This is a genomic window from Stenotrophomonas sp. CFBP 13724 (genome assembly GCF_014841975.1).
In the GTDB taxonomy this organism is placed as follows: Bacteria; Pseudomonadota; Gammaproteobacteria; order Xanthomonadales; family Xanthomonadaceae; genus Stenotrophomonas; species Stenotrophomonas lacuserhaii.
In genome coordinates this window covers 1,796,716-1,822,326 of record NZ_JACYUW010000001.1, presented here as the reverse complement: position 1 = coordinate 1,822,326, position 25,611 = coordinate 1,796,716, and the positions used below count along the sequence as shown (strand labels likewise).

Here is a 25,611-nt window from a genome sequence, read left to right as displayed (position 1 = left end):
GAACGGCTCGAGTATAGCGGCTCGTTTCATGTTGCTGAAATGGGGTCGGCCCGACCGGCGGCGTGAAGTCACCGTGACCTTTGGGATATGGTGTAGCCGTGAGGTGGTGCATTACTTTGCTACCACACCTGTTCACGCATCCCCAGGGACCCGACGATGTCACGCCATGCCTTCCTGCCCGCCGGCCGCAGCGGAATCTGCGCCGCCGCGCTGCTCATCTCCACCACGCTGCTGATGTCCGGCTGCGCGGGTGGCCCCAACAACGAAGCCAAGGCAGCGGACGGCAAGGACGGCAAGTCCGAAGAAAAGAAGGTCGATGCCGTGCCGGTGGAAGTGGCGGTGGCCAGCCATCGCGGCGTGGCCGCCAGCTACACCGGCACCGCCGCACTGGAGCCGCGCGCCGAATCGCAGGTGGTGGCCAAGACCTCCGGCGTGGCGCTGGCGGTACTGGTGGAAGAAGGCCAGCAGGTGCGTGCGGGGCAGCCGTTGGTGCGCCTGGACCCGGACCGCGCGCGGCTGGCGGTGGCGCAGAGCGAAGCGGTGATGCGCAAGCTGGAAAACAACTACCAGCGCGCCAACCGTTTGGTGGGCCAGCAGATGGTCAGCGCCGCAGACGTGGACCAGTTGCGTTACGACGTGGAAAACGCCCGCGCGCAGTACCGGTTGGCCACGCTGGAACTGTCCTACACCACGGTTACCGCTCCGATCTCCGGGGTGATCGCTTCGCGTTCGATCAAGACCGGCAACTTCGTGCAGATCAACACCCCGATCTTCCGCATCGTCGACAACGCGCGGCTGGAAGCCACGCTCAACGTGCCCGAGCGCGAGCTGGCCACGCTGCGTGCCGGGCAGCCGGTCACCCTGCTGGCCGATGCACTGCCGGGCAAGAGCTTCACCGGTCAGGTCGACCGCATCTCGCCGGTCGTCGATTCCGGCAGCGGCACGTTCCGCGTGGTGAGCACTTTCGACGGCGGCGCGCAGTCGCTGCAGCCGGGCATGTTCGGCCGCATCCGCATCGATTACGACCAGCGCGCCGATGCGCTGGTGGTGCCGCGCCTGGCGCTGCTGGACGACGGTGACCCGGCCGTGTTCCGCGTGCGCGCCGGCAAGGTCGCGCGCGTACCGGTGACGCTCGGCTACGCCGAGGGCGCCTGGGTGGAAGTGCGCGAGGGCCTGGCCGCAGGCGACCAGGTGGTCACCGCCGGCAAGGTCGCGCTGCGCGATGGCACCGCGGTGCAGGTGATCGTGCCTACCGATCCCAAGCAGGTGACCAGGGCCACGCCGGCTGCCAAGGCAGGGAGCGCCCCATGACACCGGCCGGTAACGACCACGGTCGCGACCCGCACCCGGGTCACGGCCCCGGCAGCATGGGCGGAGGCCTGGTGGAGTTCGCCACGCGCCGCCGCGTGACCATCGCCATGTGCACGGTCACCCTCATCCTGTTCGGGCTGATCGCCTTGAACAGCCTGAAGGTCAACCTGCTGCCGGACCTGAGCTATCCCACCCTGACCGTGCGCACCGAGTACACCGGCGCGGCACCGTCTGAGATCGAAACCCTGATCTCCGAGCCGGTGGAAGAAGCGGTCGGGGTGGTCAAGAACCTGCGCAAGCTGAAGTCGATCTCGCGTACCGGCCAGAGCGATGTGGTGCTGGAGTTCGCCTGGGGCACCAACATGGACCAGGCCAGCCTGGAGGTGCGCGACAAGATGGAAGCGCTGAACCTGCCACTGGAGGCCAAGGCCCCGGTGCTGCTTCGCTTCAATCCGTCCACCGAACCGATCATGCGGCTGGTGATTTCCAGCAAGGACGCACCGGCCAGCGACGCCGAGGCGATCCGCGAGCTCACCGGCCTGCGCCGCTATGCCGACGAAGACCTGAAGAAGAAGCTGGAGCCGGTCGCCGGCGTGGCCGCAGTGAAGGTCGGCGGTGGCCTGGAAGATGAGATCCAGGTGGACATCGACCAGCAGAAGCTGGCGCAGCTGAACCTGCCGATCGACACCGTCATCCAGCGCCTGAAGGAGGAAAACATCAACATCTCCGGCGGGCGCCTGGAAGAGGGTTCGCAGCGTTTCCTGGTGCGTACCGTCAACCAGTTCGTCGATCTGGAAGAGATCCGCAACCTGCTGATCACCACCCAGTCTTCCAACGGCAGCGCAGCCGATTCGGCGATGGCGCAGATGTTCGCCATTGCTGCGGCAACCGGCTCGGACGCGGCGATGTCGGCGGCATCGGCGGCGCAGAGTGCATCGGGCGGAAACTCCAGCGTGGTGGCCAATGGCGTGCCGGTGCGGCTGAAGGATGTCGCCACGGTGCGCCAGGGCTACAAGGAACGCGAGGCGATCATCCGGTTGGGCGGCAAGGAAGCGGTGGAGCTGGCGATCTACAAGGAGGGCGACGCGAATACCGTAGCCACCGCCGAGGCCCTGCGCGCGCGGCTGGAGCAGATCAAGACCACCTTCCCGTCCGATGCCGAGCTCACCACCGTCGAAGACCAGTCGCGCTTCATCGAGCATGCGATCAGCGACGTCAAGAAGGATGCGGTGATCGGTGGCCTGCTGGCCATCCTGATCATCTTCCTGTTCCTGCGCGATGGCTGGAGCACCTTCGTCATCAGCCTGTCGTTGCCGGTGTCGATCATCGCCACGTTCTTCTTCATGGGCCAGCTGGGCCTGAGCTTGAACGTGATGTCGCTGGGCGGCCTGGCGCTGGCCACCGGCCTGGTGGTGGATGATTCCATCGTGGTGCTGGAAAGCATCGCCAAGGCGCGCGAACGCGGGCTGGGCGTGTTGCAGGCAGCCATCGCGGGTACGCGGGAAGTGAGCATGGCGGTGGTGGCGTCCACGCTGACCACCATCGCGGTGTTCCTGCCGCTGGTGTTCGTCGATGGCATCGCCGGCCAGCTGTTCCGCGACCAGGCACTCACCGTGGCGATCGCCATCGCGATCTCGCTGCTGGTGTCGATGACCCTGATTCCGATGCTCAGTTCGTTGAAGGGCCGCCCGCCGCTGGCGTTCCCGGAAGAGCAGGCCGGCGAAGCCTGGCGTCCGCAGAACCGCTGGCTCAAGCCGGTGGCCGGCGGCCGTCGCGGCTTCGTGGCGGGCATCCGCTGGAGCTTCTTCGGCGCGGCCTGGCTGGTGGTGCGGGTGTGGCGCGGCATCGTGGCGGTGGTCGGCCCGGTGATGCGCAAGGCCAGCGACGTGGCGATGAAGCCCTACGGCGGCGCCGAACGCGGCTACCTGCGCCTGCTGCCCAGCGCACTGGCTCATCCGGGCAAGGTGCTGGGACTGGCCGCACTGGCCTTCGTGGCGACCATGGCACTGGTGCCGATGCTCGGCGCGGACCTGATCCCGCAGCTGGCCCAGGACCGCTTCGAGATGACGGTGAAGCTGCCGGCCGGCACGCCGCTGAAGCAGACCGATGCGCTGGTGCGCGAACTGCAGCTGGCGCATGGCAACGGCAAGCAGGCGGCCGGTGAAGGCATCGCCTCGCTGTATGGCGTGAGTGGTGCCGGCACGCGGCTGGATGCCAGCCCGACAGAGAGCGGGGAGAACATCGGCAAGCTGACCGTGGTGATGGAAGGGGGCGGTGATGCACGCAGCGAAGCGGCCATCACCGAACGCCTGCGCGGCACCATGGCCTCGCATCCGGGCGTGCAGGTGGACTTCGCACGACCGGCACTGTTCAGCTTCTCCACGCCGCTGGAAATCGAGCTGCGCGGGCAGGACATGGCCTCGCTGGAGCAGGCCGGGCAGCGGCTGGCGGCGATGCTGCGCAACAACGCGCACTACGCCGACGTCAAATCCACGGTGGAAGAAGGCTTCCCGGAAATCCAGATCCGCTTCGACCAGGAGCGCGCCGGTGCGCTGGGCCTCACCACCCGCCAGATCGCCGATGTGGTGGTCAAGAAAGTGCGCGGCGACGTCGCCACCCGCTACAGCTTCCGCGACCGCAAGATCGACGTGCTGGTGCGTGCGCAGCAGGGCGACCGGGCCAGCGTGGACAGCATCCGCCGGCTGATCGTCAACCCGGGCAGCACCCGCCCGGTGACCCTGGACGCGGTGGCCGAAGTGGTCGCCACCACCGGCCCCAGCGAGATCCATCGTGCCGACCAGACGCGGGTGGCAGTGGTATCGGCCAACCTGCGCGACATCGACCTGGGCGGTGCCATGCGCGAAGTGCAGGCGATGGTGGCCGAACAACCCTTGGGCGCTGCGGTGGGCATGCACATCGGCGGGCAGGGCGAAGAACTCGCCGAGTCGGCGCGATCGCTGATCTTCGCCTTCGGGCTGGCGATCTTCCTGGTCTACCTGGTGATGGCCTCGCAGTTCGAATCGCTGCTGCATCCGTTCGTGATCCTGTTCACCATCCCGCTGGCCCTGGTCGGGGCGGTGCTGGCGCTGTTGCTGAGCGGCAAGCCGATCTCGGTGGTGGTGTTCATCGGCCTGATCCTGCTGGTGGGGCTGGTGACCAAGAACGCGATCATCCTGATCGACAAGGTCAACCAGCTGCGCGAGGCCGGCGTGGCCAAGCACGAGGCGCTGGTGGAAGGCGCACGCTCGCGCTTGAGGCCGATCATCATGACCACGCTGTGCACGTTGTTCGGCTTCCTGCCGCTGGCGGTGGCGATGGGCGAGGGCGCCGAAGTGCGCGCGCCGATGGCGATCACCGTGATCGGCGGCCTGCTGGTGTCCACCCTGCTGACGCTGCTGGTGATCCCGGTGGTGTATGACCTGATGGACCGCAAGGGCGATGCCTATTACCGCGAGCGCGGGCGCAAGCTGGACCACGACGCGGGCTTTGACGCGCCCAAGGCCGGGCAGGGCCAAGGGGAGCCGGCATGAGCATCGCAGAGTTCTCCATTCGTCGCCCGGTCACCACCATCATGTGTTTCGTGTCACTGGTGGTGGTGGGCCTGATCGCCTCGTTCCGGCTGCCGCTGGAGGCGCTTCCGGACATCACTGCACCCTTCCTGTTCGTGCAGATTCCATACACCGGTTCCACCCCGGAAGAGGTGGAACGCACCCTGATCCGCCCGGTGGAAGAAAGCCTGGCGACGATGACCGGGATCAAGCGGATGCGCTCGTCGGCCACCTCCGAAGGGGCCAACATCTTCATCGAGTTCAGTGATTGGGACCGCGACATCGCCATCGCCGCATCCGATGCACGCGAGCGCATCGATGCCATCCGCACCGACCTGCCCGATGACCTGCAGCGCTACAACGTGTTCAAGTGGTCCAGCAGTGACGAGCCGGTGCTGAAGGTACGCCTGGCCAGCGATACCGACCTGACCGGCGCGTATGACATGCTGGACCGCGAGTTCAAGCGGCGCATCGAACGCATCCCCGGCGTGGCCCGGGTGAACATCTCCGGCGCACCGCCGAACGAAGTCGAGATCGCCATCGACCCGAACCGGCTGAACGCGCATGGGCTGAGCATCAACGAACTCAGCGAACGCCTGCGCACGTTGAACTTCTCGCTGTCGGCCGGGCAGATCGACGACAACGGCCAGCGCGTACGTGTGCAGCCGGTGGGCGAGATCACCGACCTGCAGGAGATGCGCGACCTGGTGATCAACGCCAAGGGACTGCGTCTGGGCGACATCGCCGAGGTGCGCCTGAAACCGACCCGGATGAGCTACGGTCGTCGCCTGGATGGCAACCCGGCGATCGGCCTGGACATCTTCAAGGAGCGCAGCGCCAACCTGGTGGAAGTCTCGCGCGCTGCGCTGGCCGAAGTGGAGGCGATCCGTGCACAGCCAAGCATGCGCGATGTGCAGATCAAGGTCATCGACAACCAAGGCAAGACGGTGACGTCCTCGCTGCTGGAACTGGCCGAAGCCGGTGCGGTCGGCCTGATCCTGTCGGTGACGGTGCTGTTCTTCTTCCTGCGCCACTGGCCCTCCACGCTGATGGTGACCCTGGCCATCCCGATCTGCTTCATCATCACCCTGGGCTTCATGTACTTCGTCGGGGTGACGCTGAACATCCTGACCATGATGGGCCTGCTGCTGGCGGTGGGCATGCTGGTGGACAACGCCGTGGTGGTGGTGGAGAGCATCTACCAGGAACGCGAGCGGATGCCCGACCAACCGCGGCTGGCCTCGATCATCGGCACCCGCAACGTGGCCATCGCGCTCAGCGCCGGCACCCTGTGCCACTGCATCGTGTTCATCCCGAACCTGTTCGGTGAAACCAACAACATCAGCATCTTCATGTCGCAGATCGCGATCACCATCTCGGTGTCCCTGCTGGCGTCCTGGCTGGTGGCGGTGAGCCTGATCCCGATGCTGTCCGCGCGCATGGACACCCCGAAGCTGCTGCATTCAAAGACCGGCGTCATCGCGCGCCTGCAGGGCCGCTATGCGGTGCTGCTGGACTGGACCCTGCGCCACCGTGGCTGGAGCCTGCTCGGCATCCTGCTGGTGGTGCTGGTCAGCCTGGTGCCGATGAAGCTGACCAAGGTGGACATGTTCGGCGGCGATGGTGGCAAGGACGTGTTCATCGGCTACATGTGGAAAAGCGCCTACACCTACCGGCAGATGTCCGATGAAGTGAAACGCGTGGAAGACTGGCTCGATGCCAACCGCGAGCGCCTGCACATCGCCCAGGTGTATTCCTGGTACAGCGAAGACGAGGGCAGTTCCACCATCGTGACCCTGGACGAAGCGCACGCCGGGGGCCTGAAGGCGATCCAGGAAGAACTGCGCAAGGGCCTGCCGAAATCCGCGCGTGCCGATTACTTCGTCGGCAACCAGGGCGGCGATTCCGGTGGCAGCAACAGCGGCGTGCAGGTGCAGCTGGTCGGCGATTCCAGTTCGATGCTGCAGGAGATCGGCGAGGAAGTGCTGCCACTGCTGGCGCAGCGCAAGGAACTGCGCGATGTACGCATCGACAACGGTGAGAAGGGCAGCGAGCTGGCGATCAAGGTCGACCGTGAGCGAGCGGCCGCGTTCGGCTTCAATGCCGAACAGGTGGCCAGCTTCGTCGGCCTGGCACTGCGTGGCGCCCCGATGCGCGAGTTCCGCCGCGGCGACAACGAAGTGCCGGTGTGGGTGCGTTTCGCCGGCGCCGAGCAGAGCACGCCGGAGGACCTGGACGGCTTCAGCGTGCGCACCGGCGATGGCCGCACCGTGCCACTGCTGAGCCTTGTATCGGTGGAGATCCTGTCCTCGGCCACGCAGATCGGCCGCACCAACCGGCAGACCACGCTGACCATCAAGGCCAACCTGGCTGACAAGGTCACCGCCCCGGATGGGCGCAAGGCGATCGAGGCGGTGCTCAAGCCGATGAACTTCCCGGCCGGCTACAGCTTCAGCTTCGACGGCGGCGACTTCGGCAATGATGACGAAGCGATGCAGCAGATGCTGTTCAACCTGGTCATCGCGCTGCTGATGATCTACGTGGTGATGGCGGCGGTGTTCGAGTCGCTGCTGTTCCCGGCGGCGATCATGAGCGGGGTGCTGTTCTCGATCTTCGGGGTGTTCTGGCTGTTCTGGCTGACCGGCACCTCGTTCGGCATCATGTCCTTCATCGGCATCCTGGTGCTGATGGGCGTTGTGGTGAACAACGGCATCGTGATGATCGAGCACATCAACAACCTGCGCCGGCGCGGCATGGCCCGCACCCAAGCGCTGGTGGAAGGCTCACGCGAACGCCTGCGCCCGATCATGATGACGATGGGTACGGCAATCCTGGCGATGGTGCCGATTTCGTTGACCGACACGCAGATGTTCGGCGACGGCCCGCCGTACTACCCGATGGCGCGCGCGATTGCCGGCGGCCTGGCGTTCTCCACGGTGGTCAGCCTGCTGTTCCTGCCGACCATCTACGCGGTGCTGGATGATGCGCGCAGTGCGGCGACGCGGCTCATCGGCAAGGCCCGCGGCCGGGGTGTGGACGCCCCGGTGGTGGAGGCCTGAACCGCGGAATGGGTAGCGCCGAGCCATGCTCGGCGGGATGTCCGGGCGAGAAGCCCGCCGCGCTCGCCGACCATGGGTCGGCGCTACCAGGTGACGACCTTCGGTCGTCACCCACTGGTTTCATCCGGCGACCTTGCCCCATACCTGGAAGCCGGTCAGCCACAGGCCCAGCATGCTGCCGAGGTTGGTCAGCATGAAGGTCAGCACCACGCGGGTCACGCGGTTGCGGTACCAGCCCTTCAGGCTCTGCGCATCGTCGCGCAGCTTGAGGAAATCCTCGTAGGCGGGCTTTCGCAGGCGCGCTTCCACCAGCGCGGCGAAGGCGCCGGTGGGAATGCTGAGGCGGAACGGCTTGAACGGGGCCACCACGATCGCGGTGAGGATGCTCAGCGGATGGCTGCCGGCCAGCAGGCAGCCGAGGCCGGCCAGGCCCCCGGTGTACATTGCCCAGGTCAGCAGCAGCTCGCCGCCCACCCCCAGCCCGCCGCGGTAGAAGCCCACGCCGATGCCGGTCGCCACGATCGCCAGGATGGCCAGGGTGAACCACGGAATGTTGCGCTTCTTGGCCACTTCTTCCAACTGCGCGCGCAGCGGTACCGGCGCTTCGTGGTCGCTTTCCAGATACGTTGCCAGGCCGGCCAGATGGCCGGCGCCGACCACCGCCAGCACCTCGCGCTGGGCGGGCTCGGCGCCCTGCAGGGCACGTTCCTCGCGCAGGCGGGTAGCCATGTAGCGGTCGCGCTCGCCGATGATGGCGTCATACAACGCGGGGCTTTCCTTGGCGAACTCGCCGAAGCTGGACTCCAGCATGTCGCCCTGCTTGAGCTTCTCGATTTCGTCCGTGCCGACCTCGTCGGAGGAGAACAGGCCGGCGGCCAGGCCGGTCATCAGCTTGATCCTGCCGAAGAAGCCCAGCTGCGCCGAAGCGCGCTTGAAGGTCAGCCCGACCTCGCGGTCGATCAGGTGCACCGGCAGGCCCTGTTCCCGGGCCAGCAGCACCGCGCGCTTCAGTTCGGCGCCCGGTTCGATGCCCAGCTGTTCGGCCAGGCGACGCTGGTAGGCCGACAGCGCAAGGTTGGCCGCGAACAGCGCCACGCGGCCCTTGCGGATCACTTCCACCAGGTCCAGCTTGGCCAGCGTGTCCGGCTCGGTCAGCGCCTGCAGGCGCTGCGGATCCAGTTCCACCGCGACCGCGTCGAAGCGGCCGCTGTGGATGGCTTTTTCCACCGCTTCCACGCTGGCGTGCGACACGTGCGCGGTGCCCAAGAGGGTATAGCGCACGCCATCGCGTTCGACGATGCGCACCGGTTGGCCGGCGAACAGCGCATCGTCTGCAGTCCCGTCGATGGACAGGGGGAGAGTGTCAGTCATGCATTTACTCGTTTGTTGGGGCGCTGTCCGCGCCGTCGCCCAGTGCACGCTGCATCTGCACGGTGTCCAGCCAGCGGCCGTGCTTGCGCCCCAAGCCTTGGAACACACCGACCAGATGGAAGCCGAAGCGCTCGTGCAGCTTGATGGAGGCGGTATTGGTGGGTTCGCCGATGACCGCGACCATCTGCCGGTAGCCGCGCGCGCTGCAGGCATCGATCAGCGCCTGCAGCAGCGTGGTCCCGACGCGCTGGCCCTGGAAGCGCGCATCGACGTAGACCGAGTTTTCCACCGTCCACTGGTAGGCGACGCGGGTGCGGTAGGTATTGGCGTAGGCATAGCCGGCCACCTCGCCGTCGACTTCGGCGACAAGGTACGGAAAGCCGCGGGCGACGATGTCCTGCATCCGTCGCAGCATCTCCGCCGCTTCCGGGATGTCGTACTCGTAGGTGTTGACGAAGTCGGTCACTTCCACCGCGTAGATCGCGGTGATCGCGGTGATGTCAGCCTCGCTGACATCACGGATAAGCACGGCCATGGGCGCAGGTTCCGGCAGGGAATCAGTCGATGTAGCGCTTCAGCAGGTCGCCGTAGGCGTCGATGCGGCGGTCGCGCAGGAACGGCCAGATGCGCCGCACGTGTTCACTGCGCTGCAGGTCGACCTCGCAGATAAGCACCGTTTCTTCGCCACCGGCTTCGGCGATGAACTCGCCCTGCGGACCCAGCACGTGGCTGTTGCCCCAGAACTGGATGCCCGAGGCGCCCATCGGCGAGGGTTCATGGCCGACGCGGTTGCAGCTCAGCACCGGCACGCCATTGGCCACGGCATGGCCGCGGTGGCTGAGTATCCAGGCGTCGCGCTGGCGGTTCTTTTCATCCTGCTGGTCGTCCGGATCCCAACCGATGGCGGTGGGGTAGAGCAGCAGTTCGGCGCCGGCCAGCGCCATCAGGCGCGCCGCTTCCGGATACCACTGGTCCCAGCACACCAGCACGCCGAGGCGGCCGACCGAGGTGTCGATCGGGGTGAAACCGAGGTCGCCGGGGGTGAAATAGAATTTCTCGTAGAAACCCGGGTCATCCGGGATATGCATCTTGCGGTACTTGCCGAGCAGGCTGCCGTCCTTTTCGAACACCACGGCGGTGTTGTGGTACAGGCCAGCGGCGCGGCGTTCGAACAGCGAGGCGACGATGACCACGCCATGCTGTTTGGCCAGCTTGCCGATGCGTTCGGTGCTGGGGCCGGGAATCGGCTCGGCCAGGTCGAATTCGTCGACGCTTTCGTGCTGGCAGAAGTACGCGCCGTTATGCAGTTCCTGCAGCAGGATCAGCTTGGCACCCTGTGCGGCCGCTTCAGCGACGCGGGATTCGATCACGGCGAGGTTGGCGGCGGCATCACCGTGGTTGCGCTCCTGGATCAGGGCGACGGTAAGGGGCTGGCGGGGGCTCATCCGGAAGCGTTCCTGCGGGGGAAAACGTGCATGTTAACGCGGATGGGGGAGGGTGGCGTGGCGGCGGCTGAATGACGGGTATGAGCGTGTTCTGGCCTGCGGCCGGCAGAGGCGCGAGCAGAAGCGAAAGCAATAGCAACAGCAACAGCAACAGCAACAGCAACAGCAACAGCAACAGCACTGCTGCATGGGCTCGGGCGGGGCGGGAGGGGCTGCTGGGAATCGCCGTGAATACGTCCCTGTAGGCTCGCCATCGCCCTTCATGGCGATGAGCGTTCCCAGCACCCCCTCCCGCCCCACCTCCGACAGGTCCATGGCGGCCATTGGGCCTTCGGTAGCGCCGACCCATGGTCGGCGGATGGTAGGGGGAATGAGGTGTGACGGACTCCGCCGACCATGGGTCGGCGCTACCGCTTTTTTTCTTTCGTGGCTGGCGGCCCACCGCCCGGCCCACCCCAGGATGCGGCTTTCCAGCCAGCCACGAAGGGCTCAGCCGTTTGCGGCCAGCAACCCCGCCGGCAGCTGCATGGTGATGCAATGCAGACTGCCGTTCTGCCAGATCAACGACCGGCACGGCACCTGCACGATCTCCCGGTCCGGGAACGCCGCCGCCAGCACGTCACGCGCCGCGTCGTCGGCCACGTCGCCGTAAGCCGGCATCAGCACCGCGCCATTGATGATCAGGAAGTTCGCGTAGGACGCTGCCAGGCGGCGCCCTTCATCCAGCACCGGCTGCGGCCACGGCAGCGGGAACAGGCGGTACGGCTGGCCATCGGCGGTGCGCAGCGCGGCCAGCTCAGCACCCATCGCCTGCAGCTCTGCATGGTGTGAATCAGACGCATCGTCGCAGGCCTGGTAGACGATGCTGTCGGCCGAGGCGAAGCGCGCCAGCGTGTCGATGTGCGCGTCGGTGTCATCACCTTCCAGGTAGCCGTGGTCCAGCCACAGCACGCGGTCCTGCTGCAGCCAGTCGGCCAGGTCGGCGGACAGGCTGTCGCGGTCGCGGTCCGGGTGACGCTCGTGCAGGCATTTCCAGGTGGTCAGCAGGGTGCCTTGGCCATCGGTTTCGATGCCACCGCCCTCAAGCGCGAAGGCAATGCTGCGCACCGGTGCGTCGTTGAACACGCGCGCGGCATCCAGCACGCCGACCAGCTGATCGTCCAGGGTGGCGTCGAACTTGCCGCCCCAGCCGGTGAAGCGGAAATCCAGCAGCTGGAAGCCGCCGTCCTTGCGCTGCAGGGTGATCGGGCCGGAGTCGCGCAGCCAGGTGTCATCGTAGGCGGCGGTGACGAACAGCACGCGGTCCATGTCGATGCGGTTGGAGCGCAGGCGCATCTCGGCGTAGGTCTCCACGTCATCGTCGGCCACGCAGATCAGCACCGGCTGGAAGCGGGTGATCGCCGCGACCAGGGCGATGTAGGTCTCTTCCACCTGGCCCAGGCGGTCGGCCCAGTCGGTGTCGGCGGTCGGCCAGGCAATCAGGATGCCGCTCTGGGCTTCCCATTCGGCAGGAAAACGAAGGGTCTGGTTCATGGTCTCGCTTGGATGCGCCCGCGCAGGCGCGGGCCGGGTTCGTCAGCGGATCGGCGGCTTGGGGCCGATCTCGTTGGGGGCCGCCTTGTTGGCCACCACGTCGATCACCTTCTGCCTTTCGAAGTAGACGGTGAACTGCGGGTAGACCCAGCGGTTGATGGTCGGCCACTGGCGCTTCTGGCCGCCGCGGGCATCGAGCTGTTCAGCGGGTGAGCCGAACTGGCTCTGCACCTGCTGCATGCTCTGTCCGCGGACGGGCAGGGCGCCGGCCGGCTTGTCGGCGGCACGGTCGATCAGCAGGGTATCGGCCAGCGCCGGCGTGGCGGCGGCCAGCATGGCCAGCACGGCCAGGGACATCAGGTAACGCTTCATCTCGAGCTACTCCCCAGTGGTCAAGAACGGCGATTACAGCACAAACAAAGCAGAAAGCCGCCCGGAGGCGGCTTTCTGCATCAAACCGGCCCCGCGAAGGAACCGTGGACGGCCGTCAGGCCGGCCGACTCAGCGCTGGCGCGCCTTGAAACGCGGGTTCGACTTGCAGATGACGAAGATCTTGCCACGACGACGCACGACCTTGCAGTCACGGTGACGGGCCTTCGCCGACTTCAGGGAGGACAGGACTTTCATGGCATACCTCGGCGTACACGTTGAGTGTAAAAGTAAGTGTTCAGATGGAGCGCGGCCGCGATATGCCAGAGACAATACTGCGTTGACGCTCGTTCAAGCCCGCCATTCTACCGGGCTTTTCTCCATCGTTTCAAGTGGTTGCACAGAACAATCGTGGCAGGCGCTCAGGCTGGGGCTAGAATGGGGCCTTCACACCCGCTGGAAACCCCATGTCCGCACTCGTTCCCGTCCTCACCATCGACGGCCCTTCCGGGGCTGGCAAGGGTACCATCAGCCGCATCGTCGCCCGTCGGCTGGGCTGGCATTACCTCGATTCGGGTGCGCTGTACCGGGCCGTGGGCGTGGCGGCAAGCTGGGCCGACATCGATACCTCCGACGCCTCCGCGCTGGTGCGCTGCACCTTTGACACCAAGGTCCAGTTCGTAGAGCAGGGCGAGGCGATGCGGGTGCTGGTCAACGGCACCGACGCCACCGACGAGCTGCGGCTGGAGACCACCGGGGCGCTGGCCTCGGCCATTGCCGCCATTCCGGAGGTGCGCAGCGCACTGAAGGAGCGCCAGCGCGCATTCAGGTCGGCGCCCGGCCTGGTCGCGGACGGTCGCGACATGGGCACGGTCATCTTCGCCGACGCCCCATTCAAGGTTTTCCTGACCGCCAGCGCTGAGGAGCGCGCCGAGCGCCGGCATAAGCAGTTGAATGACAAAGGGGTTTCTGTTAACTTTGATGACCTCCTGCGCGAGATCATGGCCCGCGACGCCCGTGATGCACAGCGCACTGTGGCGCCCCTGAAGCCGGCAGACGATGCCGTCCTCATCGATACCACTGGTATCGGCATCGATGATGTCGTTGCACGAGTGATGGATCTGCTTCCGGTTTCGGCTGCCTGATCCGTTCGTACAGGAGTACCGCCAGCGTTCGTGGCGGTTGTCGCCGCCGCAAGGCGATCCGTACTGCAAGGTAGTAAATGCTCCGTCGCGCAATGATGCGTGGCGGTTTAACCACTTCACACACGGCCTGCTTTTCCGGGGTCGACCAACAGGCGGGCAGACGGACTCCTTGATGGAAGCCGCTGACCCATGTGATCAACAGAGTAAATCTAATGACCGAATCTTTTGCCGAACTGTTTGAAGCCAGCCAGGCCAATCTGGCCAAGCTGAAGCCGGGCTCGATCGTCAGCGGTACCGTCGTGGAAGTCCGCGGCGATGTCGTGGTGATCAACGCCGGGCTGAAGTCCGAAGGCATCGTGCCGATCGAACAGTTCCGTAACGACGCTGGCGAAATCGATGTCGCTGAAGGCGATATCGTCAAGGTCGCCCTCGATTCCATCGAGAACGGCTTCGGTGAAACCGTCCTGTCGCGCGAGAAAGCCAAGCGCGCCATGGTGTGGGACGAGCTGGAAGAAGCGTTGGAAAAGAACGAAACCATCACCGGCCGCATCAGCGGCAAGGTCAAGGGTGGTTTCACCGTGGACATCAAGGATGTCCGCGCGTTCCTGCCGGGTTCCCTGGTCGATGTGCGCCCCGTGCGCGATCCGGCCTACCTGGAAGGCAAGGAGCTGGAGTTCAAGCTCATCAAGCTGGACCGCAAGCGTAACAACGTCGTGGTTTCGCGCCGCGCTGTCGTCGAAAGCGAGCACTCGGAAGAGCGCGAGCAGCTGATGGACAAGCTGCAGGAAGGCGCGATCCTGAAGGGTGTCGTCAAGAACCTGACCGACTACGGCGCATTCGTGGACCTGGGCGGTATCGACGGCCTGCTGCACATCACCGACATGGCATGGAAGCGCGTGCGCCATCCGTCCGAAGTCGTGAATGTCGGCGACGAGCTGGACGTGCGCGTGCTGAAGTTCGACCGCGAGCGCAACCGCGTTTCGCTGGGCCTGAAGCAGCTGGGCGAAGATCCGTGGGATAACATCTCGCGTCGTTACCCGGCCAACAGCCGCGTCTTCGGCAAGGTCTCCAACGTGACCGATTACGGCGCGTTCGTCGAGATCGAGCCGGGCGTGGAAGGCCTGGTGCACGTGTCCGAGATGGATTGGACCAACAAGAACGTCAACCCGTCCAAGGTTGTGCAGGTGGGTGACGAAGTCGAAGTGATGGTGCTGGATTGTGACGAAGAGCGTCGCCGCATCTCGCTGGGCATGAAGCAGGTTGCCGCCAATCCGTGGGAAACCTTCGCTGCCACCCACAAGAAGGGTGACAAGGTGTCGGGCCAGATCAAGTCGATCACCGACTTCGGCATCTTCATCGGCCTGGACGGCGGCATCGACGGCCTGGTCCACCTGTCCGACATCAGCTGGGCGACCACTGGCGAAGACATCGTGCGCAACTTCAAGAAGGGCGACAACCTGGACGCCGTCGTCCTGGCCGTCGATCCGGAACGCGAGCGCATCAGCCTGGGCGTCAAGCAGCTGGAGCAGGACCCGTTCGGCCAGTTCATGGCCGTGAACCCGAAGGGTTCGAAGATCGAAGGTGTGGTCAAGGAAGTTGACGCCAAGGGCGCCATCATCGAACTGGCCGACGGCATCGAGGGCTATGTGGCTGCCCGCGATATCTCCGCCGACCGCGTCGACGATGCAACCCAGCACCTGAAGGTTGGCGACAAGATCGAAGCCAAGTTCGTGGGCATGGACCGCAAGGGCCGTACCCTGCAGCTGTCGATCAAGGCGAAGGACGATGCCGAAATGCGCGAAGTGCTGGAGGACTACCAGTCCGCCGCTTCGGGTGGCATGACCCAGCTTGGCGCGCTGCTGCGTGCACAGCTGGGCGGCAACAAGTCCGAGTAATCGGCCTTACGCTGTCGTAGTTTCCTGGACGGCCCGGACATTTGTCCGGGCCGTTTCAGGGTTGGAGCCCCCCAAGCAGAGCCTGCAATGACCAAATCGGAACTGATCGAAATCCTCGCGCGCCGGCAGGCGCACCTGAAGGCCGATGATGTCGATCTGGCGGTCAAGTCGTTGCTGGAAATGATGGGTGGTTCGTTGTCGGCCGGTGACCGGATCGAGATCCGTGGTTTCGGCAGTTTTTCCCTGCATTACCGCCCGCCGCGACTGGGCCGCAACCCCAAGACGGGGGAGTCGGTCGCCCTGCCGGGCAAGCATGTACCGCATTTCAAGCCGGGCAAGGAGCTGCGCGAACGCGTCAGCGACGTGGTTCCGCAGGATGCTGATCCTGCCTGACGGCAGTGACGTTGCGCGTGCGATCCCCCCGCCGGGTCGGATAAGCTACAGACCGGGCATGACTGGAGCTGTCGCATGAAGGTTTTCCGTTTGCTGGTCCTGCTGGCCGTTCTGGTCCTTGGACTCATCATCGGCGCGGTCAACATGACCGAGATGTCGATCAATCTTGTATTTACCCAATTGCATACCTCGGTTGGCGTGGCGATGATCGCCGCATTGCTGGTCGGGGTCGTGGTCGGTGCCGGTCTGGTGCTGGTGAGCGTGGTCGTTCCGCTCTATGCCCAGCTGCGCCGCGCCAACAAGGCCGCCCTGGTGACCCCGGTGGCGACCCCCAATCCTCCTTTTGCCGGACGCTGATCACGCATGGAATTCGTTTCCCAGTACTTCTGGTTCTTTCTCTGCGTACCGCTGGCCGCCGTCGCCGGCTGGGTGATCGGCCGTCGCGGCGGGCAGCGGCACGGTGACAACCAGGTCAGTCGCCTGTCCAGCACCTATTTCCGTGGCCTGAACTACCTGCTCAACGAGCAGCCGGACAAGGCGATCGAGCTGTTCCTGCACATCGCCGAGCTGGACAAGGAAACCTTCGAGACCCAGGTCGCGCTGGGCCATCTGTTCCGCCGTCGTGGCGAGGTCGACCGTGCCATCCGCCTGCACCAGGGGCTGGTCAACCGTACCGACCTGAGTGATGCCCAGCGTGTACAGGCGCTGCTGGCGCTCGGCGAGGACTACATGAAGTCAGGCCTGCTGGACCGCGCCGAAACGGTGTTCAGCGAGCTGGCGCAGATCGACCAGCGCGCCCCGCAGGCACTCAAGCACCTGATCGGCATCTACCAGGCTGAGCGCGACTGGGAAAAGGCGATCGACAACGCCCTGCGCTTTGAGGAAGTGACCGGCGAGCCGATGGGCAAACTGGTGGGACAGTTTGAATGTGAACTGGCCGAACGCCATCGTGGTGCCGGCAACGTCGAGGAGGCGAGGGCGGCCATTGCGCGCGCCTACCAGGCTGATGCGATGTCGGTGCGTGCCGGCATCATCGAAGGCAGGCTGGAAACCGACGCGGGCAATGCCGAAGCCGCCGTGCGCGCCTTCGAGCGCGCCGCACGCAATGATCCGGAATACCTGCCCGAAGTGCTGCAGCCGCTGATGCAGAACTATCGCAAGGTCGGTGACATGGGCGGCGCCCGCAGCTTCCTGTCGGAAATGACCGAGCATTACCGCGGCATCGCCCCGGTGCTGGCACTGACCCGCCTGATGGAAGAACAAGAGGGCATTTCGCCCGCCCGTGCCTATCTGGGCCGGCAGCTGAAGGACCGCCCGTCGGTACGTGGCGAGTCGGCGCTGATCGACCTCACCTTGGCCGAAGGCGCTGATCCCACCGCGACCCTGCATGACCTCAAACACATCACCGATCAGCTGCTGGTGCGCAACCCGGCCTATCGCTGCACGCGTTGCGGCTTCGGCGCGCGCACCCATCACTGGCAATGCCCCAGCTGCAAGGAATGGGGAACGGTCAAGCCGCTGCTGAACTACGCGGTGCTGTAAGCGATGCGGGAGATCCAACCGTGGCTGGCGCTTGTGGCGCTGGCGCTGGTATCGGGCGTGCTGACCTGGCTGGCGCGTCGCTACGCGTTGCGGCGGCAGCTGCTGGACCACCCGGGCGAGCGCCGCAGCCACCAGGTTGCGACGCCGCGCGGCGGGGGGATCGCCATCGTGGTGACTGCGCTGGTCGGCCTCGCTGCGGGCGCGTTGCTCTACCCGACCGCCGCAGCGCAACTGGCGATATTCGCCACTGGCCTGGCGCTGGTGGCGGGCATCGGCTGGTGGGACGATCACCGCCCGTTGCCGGCCATTCGCCGGCTGCTGGTACACATGCTGGCATCGGCCCTGCTGGCTGGCCTGGTCTGGCAGGCGACGGGCAATGCGCTGCAGGCCGTGCTGCTGTTCCTGGTGGCGACCGCGCTGGTGAACCTGTGGAACTTCATGGACGGCATCAACGGCATCGCCAGCGGCTATGCGCTTGTCGGTGCGCTGAGCCTGGCTGCGGTGATGCCGATGCCGTTCGCGCTGATCGCGGTGGTGGTCGCGGCCGGCTGCCTCGGGTTCCTGCCGTTCAATTTTCCGCGCGCACGCATTTTCATGGGTGACGTCGGCAGCGGCGCGCTGGGGTACCTGATGGCGGCCTTGGCGGGACTGGCCAGCGTCGTCACCAGCATTCACTGGTTGGCGCTGCTGATACCGTTGTCAGCCTTCATCGTGGACGCGGGCTTCACGCTCTCATCCCGCATGCTCTCGGGGCAGCGCTGGATGGAACCGCATACGCAGCATGTCTACCAGCGCGCGGTGAAGGCGGGTTTCAGCCACGCACGGGTGACGGGCGTGTATATTCTGCTCGGCCTCGTCGGCGCAGCAGTGCTGGATGCTTCCGTTCCGCTGCCGCCGCTGCAACAGGCCGGCGTAGCGGTGGCCTGGGGCGCGCTGTTGGCCTGTCTGTGGGCTGTCATGCGTGTTCGCCTGCGCAACTATTGAGGGTTTAACCTGGTCATGTCAGCTCGGTGGAATCGAATAATCGCGTTGGTGCCCCGCGCGGCCATTGTCGTCCATGACCTGTTCATGGTGTGGGCCTGCTGGCAGCTGCTGCATGCCGGCCGCTATTCCATCCTGCCCGAGGCGCCCGCGCTGCCGCTCTGGAATGTCGACACCTCGCTGGTGCTGGGCATCCAGGCGTTGGTGTTCTGGCGCGTCGGGCTGTATCGCGGTCTGTGGCGGTTCGCCAGCGTTGCCGACCTGATCAACATCTTCAAGGCCAGTTTCATCGGCCTGGTGGCCATCGTCCTGACCCTGATGTGGAAGCGCTTCGACGGCGTTCCAATGTCGGTGCTGGTCATCTACCCGTTCGCGCTGTCGGCCCTGCTGGGCGCTCCGCGCCTGCTGTATCGCGCCTGGAAGGATTACCAGGCCGTGCAGTCCGATACCAGCGGGCGGCGCGTGCTGATTCTCGGTGCAGGCCAGGCTGCCGAGGCACTGGTTCGTGACCTGCGGCGTTCAGGCGAGTTCGATCCGGTCGGCCTGCTCGACGACGCCCCGCACCTGCAGGGCGCCAAGTTGCAGGGCCTGCCGATCCTGGGCACGCTGGATGACGCCGCCGCAGTTGCCCGCGAGACGGCCGCCAAGCTGATCGTCATCGCCATTCCCTCCCTGGATGCGGTCGGCATGCAGCGCGTGGTCGGCCTGTGCGAAAGCACCGGGGTGCCGTTCCGCACCGTGCCCAAACTCACTGACATCCTGCAGGGGCAGTCGCTGCCGGGGCAGTTGAAGGAAGTGGCGATCGAAGACCTGCTCGGCCGCAAGCCGATCCAGCCGGACTGGTCGCTGATCCGCAATTGGCTGGGTGGCCGTACGGTGCTGGTCACCGGCGCGGGCGGGTCGATCGGTTCGGAACTGTGCCGGCAGTGCGCCCGCCACGGGGCAGGGCGCATCGTCCTGCTGGAAATGAGCGAGCTGCTGCTGCTGACCATCGAAGCCGAGCTGCGCCGCAGCTTCCCGGATATCGAAGTGGAGGCGGTGCTGGGTGACTGTGGCGATCCGGCGGTGATCCGCCACGCGCTGTCGCTGCATCGCATCGAAGCGGCTTTCCACGCGGCCGCCTACAAGCAGGTGCCGGTGCTGGAGCGTCAGCTGCGCGAAGCGGTGCGCAACAACATCCTGGCTACCGAAAATGTGGCCCGGGCCTGCATGGAGGCCAGGGTCGAGCACTTCGTGTTCATCTCCACCGACAAGGCGGTGGACCCGGTCAATTCGCTGGGCGCCAGCAAGCGCTATGCGGAGATGATCTGCCAGAGCCTGGACCAGAAGTCCACGCATACCCGTTTCGTGACCGTCCGCTTCGGCAACGTGCTGGCCTCGGCCGGCAGCGTGGTGCCGGTGTTCCGCGACCAGATCATGAAGGGCGGCCCGGTGACCGTGACCGACCCGGAAGTCACCCGCTATTTCATGACCATTCCCGAGGCCTGCCAGCTGATCCTGCAGGCGGCCGCGTCGGCATCGCACGGCGCGATCTACACGCTGGACATGGGCGAACCGGTGCCGATCCGCGTGCTGGCCGAACAGATGATCCGGCTGGCGGGCAAGCAGCCGTACAAGGACATTGCAATCATCTATACCGGACTGCGCCCCGGTGAAAAGCTGCACGAGACGCTGTTCTATTCCGATGAGGATTACCGGCCCACTTCGCACCCGAAAGTGCTGGAGGCCGGTGTGCGCACGTTCTCGCGCGACCTGGTGCTGGGCAACGTGCCCAAGCTGCGCGAGGCCATCGCTACTTACGATATCAACGCGATCCAGGAGATCCTGTTCGCGACGATGCCGGAATTCGATCCGCTTCAACAGGATGCTTACATTCCATCCGCTAACGTAGTGCCTTTCCCGGCACGTGAGGCCAACAGGTAATCGATGAGCAAGCGAATCAGAAAGGCAGTTTTTCCAGTGGCAGGGCTAGGGACGCGCTTTTTGCCGGCAACCAAGACGGTTCCGAAGGAAATGCTGCCGATCATTGATCGTCCGCTTATCCAGTACGCGGTCGACGAGGCCATCGAAGCCGGCTGTGACACGCTGATCTTCATCACCAACCGCTACAAGCACGCCGTCGCCGACTATTTCGACAAGGCTTACGAGCTGGAACAGAAGCTCGAGCGCGCCGGCAAGACCGAACAGCTTGAGCTGGTCCGCCACGTGCTGCCCAACGGGGTGCGCGCGGTGTTCGTGACCCAGGCTGAAGCGCTGGGCCTTGGCCATGCCGTGTTGTGCGCCAAGGAGATCATCGGCGATGAGCCCTTCGCGGTGCTGCTGCCGGATGACCTGATCTACAACCGTGGCGACGGCGCCCTGAAGCAGATGGCCGACCTCAATGCGTCCACCGGGGCCAGTGTGATCGCCGTGGAAGACGTGCCGCACGAGCAGACCGCCAGCTACGGCATCGTCGCCACTGAGACCTTCGATGGCAGCCATGGCCGCATCTCGGCGATCGTGGAAAAACCCAAGCCGGAAGACGCGCCGAGCGACCTTGCCGTAGTCGGCCGGTATGTGCTGAGCCCGAAGATCTTCGAGCTGCTGGAATCGACCGGTACCGGTGCCGGCGGCGAGATCCAGCTGACCGACGCCATTGCCGACCTGCTGAAGAGCGAGCCGGTGGATGCCTATCGTTTTGAAGGCCGGCGCTTCGATTGCGGCACGCACCTGGGCTTGGTGGAAGCTACCATCCGGTTCGCATTGAACAGCAAGAAGCTGGCCAAGCCGGCACGGCAGAAGCTGCAGGAAATGCTTGCGGAAGAGGATTGATCCGGCGAGCGGCTGGGCCCCTCGTGGCTGGTGGCTAATGCTTTAGCTGCGAGGTGGGCCGGGCGGTGGGGCTGGTCGGGGGACGGCAAACACTGCGTCCATGCGGGCCTCGTTTCGCGCCATCCATGGCACTCAACGCCCCCGCCCAGCCCCACCGCCCGACCCTCGACAGGTTCCGGTGGCCGCCAGCCACGTAAATAATAAAAAAGGGGTCAGGGTCCTTTCGCTGCGCGAAAGGACCCTGACCCCTTTTCGACCCCTTTTTCCTATTCCCCACCATCCGCCGACCATGGGTCGGCGCTACCACAGGCCCCCATGGACCTGTCAGGGGTGGGGCGGGGTGGGTTCGCGGGAACGCTCATCCGCATGGATGCGGATGGCGAGCCTCCATGGATGGATTCACGGCGATTCCCGCGAACCCACCCCGCCCCGCCAAACGCACAGACCCACAGCCTCTGCTGTTGCCGTTGCCGTTGCTTCAAAAAGAAGCAGGCTGCCGGGGCGCAGCCCCGGCAACCACAGACCCCTTACAGCGATTCGAAGATGCCCGCCGCGCCCATGCCGGTGCCGATGCACATCGTCACCATGCCGTACTTCTGCTGGCGACGGCGCAGGCCGTGCAGCAGGGTCGCGGTGCGGATCGCACCGGTCGCGCCCAGTGGGTGGCCCAGCGCGATCGCCCCGCCCAGCGGGTTGACCTTGGACGGATCCAGGCCGCAATCGCGGATCACCGCCAGCGACTGCGCGGCGAAGGCTTCGTTGAGCTCGATCCAGTCCAGCTGGTCCTGGCTCAGGCCGGCCTGCTTGAGGGCCTTGGGAATCGCGGCGATCGGGCCGATGCCCATCACTTCCGGGCGTACACCGGCCACGGAGAAACTGACGAAACGCGCCAGCGGGGTCAGGCCGTAATCCTTGATCGCCTGCTCCGAGGCCAGCAGTACCGCACCGGCGCCATCGCTCATCTGCGAGGAGTTGCCGGCCGTCACCGTGCCACCGAACTGGCCGTTGCGGAACACCGGGCGCAGCTTGGCCAAGCCTTCGGCAGACGAATCCAGGCGCGGGCCTTCATCGGTATCCACCACCTTGTCGCGGGTGATGATGCGGCGACCGTCGGCCAGATCCGGCTGGCGGGTCCGCACGTCGTAGGGGCTGATCTCGTCCTTGAACTCGCCGTTCTGGATCGCCGCGATCGCCTTCTGGTGCGAGGCCAGGGCAAAGGCGTCCTGCTCTTCGCGCGACACCTTCCATTCCTCGGCGACCTTCTCGGCGGTGATGCCCATGCCATAGGCGATAGCGACGTGGTCGTTGTCGAACACGCTCGGTGCCATCGCGATCTTGTTGCCCATCATCGGCACCATCGACATCGACTCGGTGCCACCTGCCAGCATCAGGTCCGAATTGCCCAGGCGGATCTGGTCGGCGGCCATCGCCACCGCCTGCAGGCCGGAGGAGCAGAAGCGATTGACGGTCTGCGCAGCGATGGTGTCCGGCAGGCCGGCCAGCAGCACGCCGATGCGGGCCACGTTCATGCCCTGCTCGGCCTCGGGCATGGCGCAGCCGATGATCGCATCGTCGATGCGGTTGACGTCGATGCCCGGCGCCTGCGCGACCACGGAGCGAAGTACGTGGGCCAGCATGTCATCGGGGCGGGTATTGCGGAACACGCCTTTGGGCGCCTTGCCGACCGGGGTACGGGTGGCGGCGACGATGTAGGCGTCCTGGATTTGCTTGGTCATTGCAGTGATCTCTCGAAATTTTTAGCAGGAGTGCCGACCAACGGTCGGCACCCACCGAAAGCAGGGAGGGGCGATCAGTTGCGCAGCGGCTTGCCGGTCTTCAGCATGTGCGCGATGCGGGCCTGGGTCTTCTCCTGCTGGGCCAGTTCGACGAAGTGCTTGCGCTCCAGGGTCAGCAGCCACTCTTCGTCCACCAGCGTGCCGCGATCCACTTCGCCACCGCACAGCACGGTGGCGATGCGCACGGCGATCTCGTAGTCGTACGGGCTGATGAAGCGGCCTTCCAGCATGTTGACCAGCATCATCTTGAAGGTGGCGATACCCACGTCGCCAGCGACCTGGATGCGGCGCGCCGGCATCGGCGGGCGATAGCCGCCTTCGGCCAGTGCGCGCACTTCGGCCTTGGCGATGTACAGCGCCTCATGGCTGTTGAACACCACCTTGTCGGTGGCGCGCATCAGGCCCAGTTCCTTGGCGTTGACGGCCGAGTTGGATACCTTGGCCATGGCCACGGTTTCGAAGGTCTTCTTCAGTTCGGCGAACACATCACCGCCCGGACCGGCCGCCTGCGAAGCACGCACCGCCAGTTCCTTCAGGCCACCGCCGGCGGGCAGCAGGCCGACTCCGGCCTCGACCAGGCCGATGTAGCTTTCCAGCGAGGCCACGCTCTTGGCGCTGTGCATCTGGAACTCGCAGCCGCCGCCCAGCGCCAGGCCGCGCACGGCGGTCACCACCGGCACCAGCGAGTACTTGATCGCCTGGCTGGTGCGCTGGAAGTTGTGCACCATTTCTTCGAACTGTTCGACCTTGCCGGCCTGCAGCAGGCCGAGCGCGCCAGCCAGGTCGGCACCGGCGGAGAAGGGTTCCTTCTGCTGCCAGATCACCAGGCCCTGGAAGTCCTGCTCGGCGCGCTTGATCGCCTCCTGCAGGCCATCGAGCACGTGGTCGGAAACGGTGTTCATCTTGGTCTTGAAGCTGACCACCGCGATGCCGTCGCCGTCGTGCCACATGCGCACGCCGTCGTTTTCGAACACGGTTTCGCCCGGAGCGAACTTCTCGCCCAGCAGCGGATCGGGGAAGCGCTGGCGCTGGTACACCGGCAGCGCCGAGCGCGGCAGCTTCGCGTTGCGCGACGGGCTGTAGCTGCCCTCGGCGGCGTGCACGCCATCGCGGCCATCGAACACCCAGTCCGGCAGCGGCGCGCTGCTCATGCTCTTGCCCGCCACGATGTCATCGGCGATCCACTGCGCGACCTGCTTCCAGCCGGCGGCCTGCCAGGTTTCGAACGGGCCCAGCGACCAGCCGTAGCCCCAGCGGATGGCCAGATCAACATCGCGCGCGGTCTCGGCGATATCGGCCAGGTGGTAGGCGCTGTAATGGAACAGATCACGGAAGGTCGCCCACAGGAACTGCGCCTGCGGGTGCTGGCTCTCGCGCAGCTTGGCGAACTTCTCGGCCGGGTTCTTGATCTTCAGGATCTCGACCACTTCCGGTGCTGCGGCGCGGTCGGCCGGGCGGTAGTCCTGTTTTTCCAGGTCCAGCACCACGATGTCCTTGCCGACCTTGCGGAAGATGCCCGCGCCGGTCTTCTGGCCCAGTGCGCCCTTGGAAATCAGCGCGTCCAGCCACTTCGGCGACTTGAAGAACTCATGCCACGGATCATTCGGCAGGGTATCGCCCATGGTCTTGATCACGTGCGCCATGGTGTCCAGGCCAACCACGTCGGAGGTGCGGTAGGTTGCCGACTTCGGGCGGCCGACCAGCGGTCCGGTCAGGCCATCGACTTCATCGAAGCCCAGCCCGAATTCCTGCGTGTGGTGGATGGTGGACAGGATCGAGAACACGCCGATGCGGTTGCCGATGAAGTTCGGGGTGTCCTTGGCGTACACCACGCCCTTGCCCAGGGTGGTGACCAGGAAGGCTTCCAAGGCTTCCAGCACCGAGGCATCGGTGGTGGTGGCCGGGATCAGTTCGGCCAGGTGCATGTAGCGCGGCGGGTTGAAGAAATGCACGCCGCAGAAGCGGTGGCGCAGCTGCTCGGGCAGCACGTCGGCCAGCTTGTTGATGCCCAGCCCGGAGGTGTTGGAGGCCAGCACGGCGTGGTCGGCAACGAACGGGGCGATCTTCTTGTACAGGTCCTGCTTCCAGTCCATCCGTTCGGCGATGGCCTCGATGATCAGGTCGCAGTCGCGCAGCTGCTCAAGTCCGGTCTCGTAGTTGGCCGGGGTGATCGCTTCGGCGTAGGACTTGCTGGCCAGCGGGGCCGGGCTCAGCTTGGTCAGGTTGGCGATCGCCTTGATCACCACGCCGTCGGCGGGACCTTCCTTGGCGGGCAGGTCGAACAGCACGGTGTCGACACCGGCGTTGGTGAGGTGGGCGGCGATCTGGGCACCCATGACGCCGGCACCCAGCACGGCGGCGCGGCGGACTGGCAGGGAATTGGACATGTCGATAAGCCTTGGTTGGTCAGCA

At 65.6% G+C, this 25,611-nt stretch carries 19 protein-coding genes; 11 read left to right on the top strand and 8 right to left on the bottom strand.

The genetic code is table 11. The features are described 5' to 3' along the window. The first annotated feature begins 156 nt into the window (after nt 1–156). From IFT63_RS07965 to IFT63_RS07955, 3 genes are read left to right on the top strand one after another with little or no spacing between them, the layout of a single operon-like run. Nucleotides 157–1,311, top strand: coding sequence for an efflux RND transporter periplasmic adaptor subunit (locus tag IFT63_RS07965; RefSeq protein ID WP_192083770.1), 1,155 nt, complete (start codon nt 157–159; stop codon nt 1,309–1,311). Further along, a complete protein-coding gene (locus IFT63_RS07960; protein WP_192083769.1) occupies nt 1,308–4,841 on the top strand; it encodes an efflux RND transporter permease subunit in 3,534 nt (1,177 codons plus the stop codon). Before IFT63_RS07965 ends, IFT63_RS07960 begins: the two co-directional genes overlap by 4 nt. After that, nucleotides 4,838–7,918 (top strand): efflux RND transporter permease subunit, encoded by a 3,081-nt coding sequence (locus IFT63_RS07955; protein ID WP_192083768.1) that lies wholly within the window; start codon nt 4,838–4,840, stop codon nt 7,916–7,918. Before IFT63_RS07960 ends, IFT63_RS07955 begins: the two co-directional genes overlap by 4 nt. Nucleotides 7,919–8,038: 120 nt before the next feature. On the opposite strand, the gene IFT63_RS07950 is transcribed toward IFT63_RS07955, so the two are convergent. The 6 genes from IFT63_RS07950 to ykgO all read right to left on the bottom strand — a co-directional run bounded on the left by IFT63_RS07950 (nt 8,039) and on the right by ykgO (nt 12,894). Beyond that, nucleotides 8,039–9,289: a TraB/GumN family protein gene (locus IFT63_RS07950; RefSeq protein ID WP_192083767.1), complete on the bottom strand. Its 1,251-nt coding sequence runs from the start codon at nt 9,287–9,289 to the stop codon at nt 8,039–8,041. A 4-nt stretch (nt 9,290–9,293) separates the two neighbouring features. Beyond that, nucleotides 9,294–9,824: a GNAT family N-acetyltransferase gene (locus IFT63_RS07945; RefSeq protein WP_192083766.1), complete on the bottom strand. Its 531-nt coding sequence runs from the start codon at nt 9,822–9,824 to the stop codon at nt 9,294–9,296. A gap of 22 nt (nt 9,825–9,846) precedes the next feature. Further along, a complete protein-coding gene (locus IFT63_RS07940) occupies nt 9,847–10,734 on the bottom strand; it encodes a carbon-nitrogen hydrolase (protein ID WP_192083765.1) in 888 nt (295 codons plus the stop codon). A 489-nt stretch (nt 10,735–11,223) separates the two neighbouring features. Next, the gene (locus tag IFT63_RS07935) at nt 11,224–12,267 is read right to left on the bottom strand and encodes an agmatine deiminase family protein (RefSeq protein WP_192083764.1); all 1,044 of its coding nucleotides are present in this window, start codon (nt 12,265–12,267) and stop codon (nt 11,224–11,226) included. Between the two features lie 42 nt (nt 12,268–12,309). Further along, nucleotides 12,310–12,639, bottom strand: a complete 330-nt coding sequence (locus IFT63_RS07930) for a hypothetical protein (protein WP_042615405.1) — start codon at nt 12,637–12,639, stop codon at nt 12,310–12,312. A 129-nt stretch (nt 12,640–12,768) separates the two neighbouring features. Continuing rightward, nucleotides 12,769–12,894, bottom strand: a complete 126-nt coding sequence (gene ykgO, locus IFT63_RS07925; RefSeq protein ID WP_005409283.1) for a type B 50S ribosomal protein L36 — start codon at nt 12,892–12,894, stop codon at nt 12,769–12,771. Nucleotides 12,895–13,103: 209 nt separating this feature from the next. On the opposite strand from ykgO, the gene cmk reads away from it, so the two are divergent. From cmk to galU, 8 genes are all read left to right on the top strand, one after another. Further along, nucleotides 13,104–13,781, top strand: a complete 678-nt coding sequence (cmk, locus tag IFT63_RS07920; protein WP_042615404.1) for a (d)CMP kinase — start codon at nt 13,104–13,106, stop codon at nt 13,779–13,781. 212 nt (nt 13,782–13,993) lie between these two features. Further along, nucleotides 13,994–15,676, top strand: coding sequence for a 30S ribosomal protein S1 (rpsA, locus tag IFT63_RS07915; protein WP_042615403.1), 1,683 nt, complete (start codon nt 13,994–13,996; stop codon nt 15,674–15,676). A gap of 87 nt (nt 15,677–15,763) precedes the next feature. Next, nucleotides 15,764–16,069, top strand: coding sequence for an integration host factor subunit beta (locus IFT63_RS07910; protein ID WP_042615402.1), 306 nt, complete (start codon nt 15,764–15,766; stop codon nt 16,067–16,069). 75 nt (nt 16,070–16,144) lie between these two features. Further along, nucleotides 16,145–16,426 carry a lipopolysaccharide assembly protein LapA domain-containing protein gene (locus tag IFT63_RS07905; protein ID WP_042615401.1) on the top strand — a complete coding sequence of 94 codons (282 nt, stop codon included), beginning with the start codon at nt 16,145–16,147 and terminating at the stop codon, nt 16,424–16,426. 6 nt (nt 16,427–16,432) lie between these two features. After that, nucleotides 16,433–17,611: a lipopolysaccharide assembly protein LapB gene (lapB, locus tag IFT63_RS07900; protein ID WP_042615400.1), complete on the top strand. Its 1,179-nt coding sequence runs from the start codon at nt 16,433–16,435 to the stop codon at nt 17,609–17,611. A 3-nt stretch (nt 17,612–17,614) separates the two neighbouring features. After that, a complete protein-coding gene (locus IFT63_RS07895) occupies nt 17,615–18,595 on the top strand; it encodes a glycosyltransferase family 4 protein (protein WP_042615399.1) in 981 nt (326 codons plus the stop codon). Between the two features lie 15 nt (nt 18,596–18,610). Continuing rightward, nucleotides 18,611–20,515 (top strand): nucleoside-diphosphate sugar epimerase/dehydratase, encoded by a 1,905-nt coding sequence (locus tag IFT63_RS07890; RefSeq protein ID WP_042615398.1) that lies wholly within the window; start codon nt 18,611–18,613, stop codon nt 20,513–20,515. A gap of 3 nt (nt 20,516–20,518) precedes the next feature. Beyond that, nucleotides 20,519–21,403: a UTP--glucose-1-phosphate uridylyltransferase GalU gene (gene galU / locus IFT63_RS07885; protein ID WP_192083763.1), complete on the top strand. Its 885-nt coding sequence runs from the start codon at nt 20,519–20,521 to the stop codon at nt 21,401–21,403. Between the two features lie 527 nt (nt 21,404–21,930). Here galU and IFT63_RS07880 read toward each other — a convergent pair. Together IFT63_RS07880 and IFT63_RS07875 are read right to left on the bottom strand one after the other, a co-directional pair. Next, the gene (locus IFT63_RS07880; protein ID WP_042615379.1) at nt 21,931–23,139 is read right to left on the bottom strand and encodes an acetyl-CoA C-acyltransferase; all 1,209 of its coding nucleotides are present in this window, start codon (nt 23,137–23,139) and stop codon (nt 21,931–21,933) included. A 74-nt stretch (nt 23,140–23,213) separates the two neighbouring features. Further along, a complete protein-coding gene (locus tag IFT63_RS07875) occupies nt 23,214–25,586 on the bottom strand; it encodes a 3-hydroxyacyl-CoA dehydrogenase/enoyl-CoA hydratase family protein (RefSeq protein WP_192083762.1) in 2,373 nt (790 codons plus the stop codon). Nucleotides 25,587–25,611 lie beyond the last annotated feature (25 nt).

Coding starts and splice junctions, on each gene's coding strand:
- IFT63_RS07965 (WP_192083770.1), top strand. CDS start 157: ATGTCACGCCATGCCTTCCTGCCCGCCGGCCGCAGCGGAATCTGCGCC.
- IFT63_RS07960 (WP_192083769.1), top strand. CDS start 1,308: ATGACACCGGCCGGTAACGACCACGGTCGCGACCCGCACCCGGGTCAC.
- IFT63_RS07955 (WP_192083768.1), top strand. CDS start 4,838: ATGAGCATCGCAGAGTTCTCCATTCGTCGCCCGGTCACCACCATCATG.
- IFT63_RS07950 (WP_192083767.1), bottom strand. CDS start 9,289: ATGACTGACACTCTCCCCCTGTCCATCGACGGGACTGCAGACGATGCG.
- IFT63_RS07945 (WP_192083766.1), bottom strand. CDS start 9,824: ATGGCCGTGCTTATCCGTGATGTCAGCGAGGCTGACATCACCGCGATC.
- IFT63_RS07940 (WP_192083765.1), bottom strand. CDS start 10,734: ATGAGCCCCCGCCAGCCCCTTACCGTCGCCCTGATCCAGGAGCGCAAC.
- IFT63_RS07935 (WP_192083764.1), bottom strand. CDS start 12,267: ATGAACCAGACCCTTCGTTTTCCTGCCGAATGGGAAGCCCAGAGCGGC.
- IFT63_RS07930 (WP_042615405.1), bottom strand. CDS start 12,639: ATGAAGCGTTACCTGATGTCCCTGGCCGTGCTGGCCATGCTGGCCGCC.
- ykgO (WP_005409283.1), bottom strand. CDS start 12,894: ATGAAAGTCCTGTCCTCCCTGAAGTCGGCGAAGGCCCGTCACCGTGAC.
- cmk (WP_042615404.1), top strand. CDS start 13,104: ATGTCCGCACTCGTTCCCGTCCTCACCATCGACGGCCCTTCCGGGGCT.
- rpsA (WP_042615403.1), top strand. CDS start 13,994: ATGACCGAATCTTTTGCCGAACTGTTTGAAGCCAGCCAGGCCAATCTG.
- IFT63_RS07910 (WP_042615402.1), top strand. CDS start 15,764: ATGACCAAATCGGAACTGATCGAAATCCTCGCGCGCCGGCAGGCGCAC.
- IFT63_RS07905 (WP_042615401.1), top strand. CDS start 16,145: ATGAAGGTTTTCCGTTTGCTGGTCCTGCTGGCCGTTCTGGTCCTTGGA.
- lapB (WP_042615400.1), top strand. CDS start 16,433: ATGGAATTCGTTTCCCAGTACTTCTGGTTCTTTCTCTGCGTACCGCTG.
- IFT63_RS07895 (WP_042615399.1), top strand. CDS start 17,615: ATGCGGGAGATCCAACCGTGGCTGGCGCTTGTGGCGCTGGCGCTGGTA.
- IFT63_RS07890 (WP_042615398.1), top strand. CDS start 18,611: ATGTCAGCTCGGTGGAATCGAATAATCGCGTTGGTGCCCCGCGCGGCC.
- galU (WP_192083763.1), top strand. CDS start 20,519: ATGAGCAAGCGAATCAGAAAGGCAGTTTTTCCAGTGGCAGGGCTAGGG.
- IFT63_RS07880 (WP_042615379.1), bottom strand. CDS start 23,139: ATGACCAAGCAAATCCAGGACGCCTACATCGTCGCCGCCACCCGTACC.
- IFT63_RS07875 (WP_192083762.1), bottom strand. CDS start 25,586: ATGTCCAATTCCCTGCCAGTCCGCCGCGCCGCCGTGCTGGGTGCCGGC.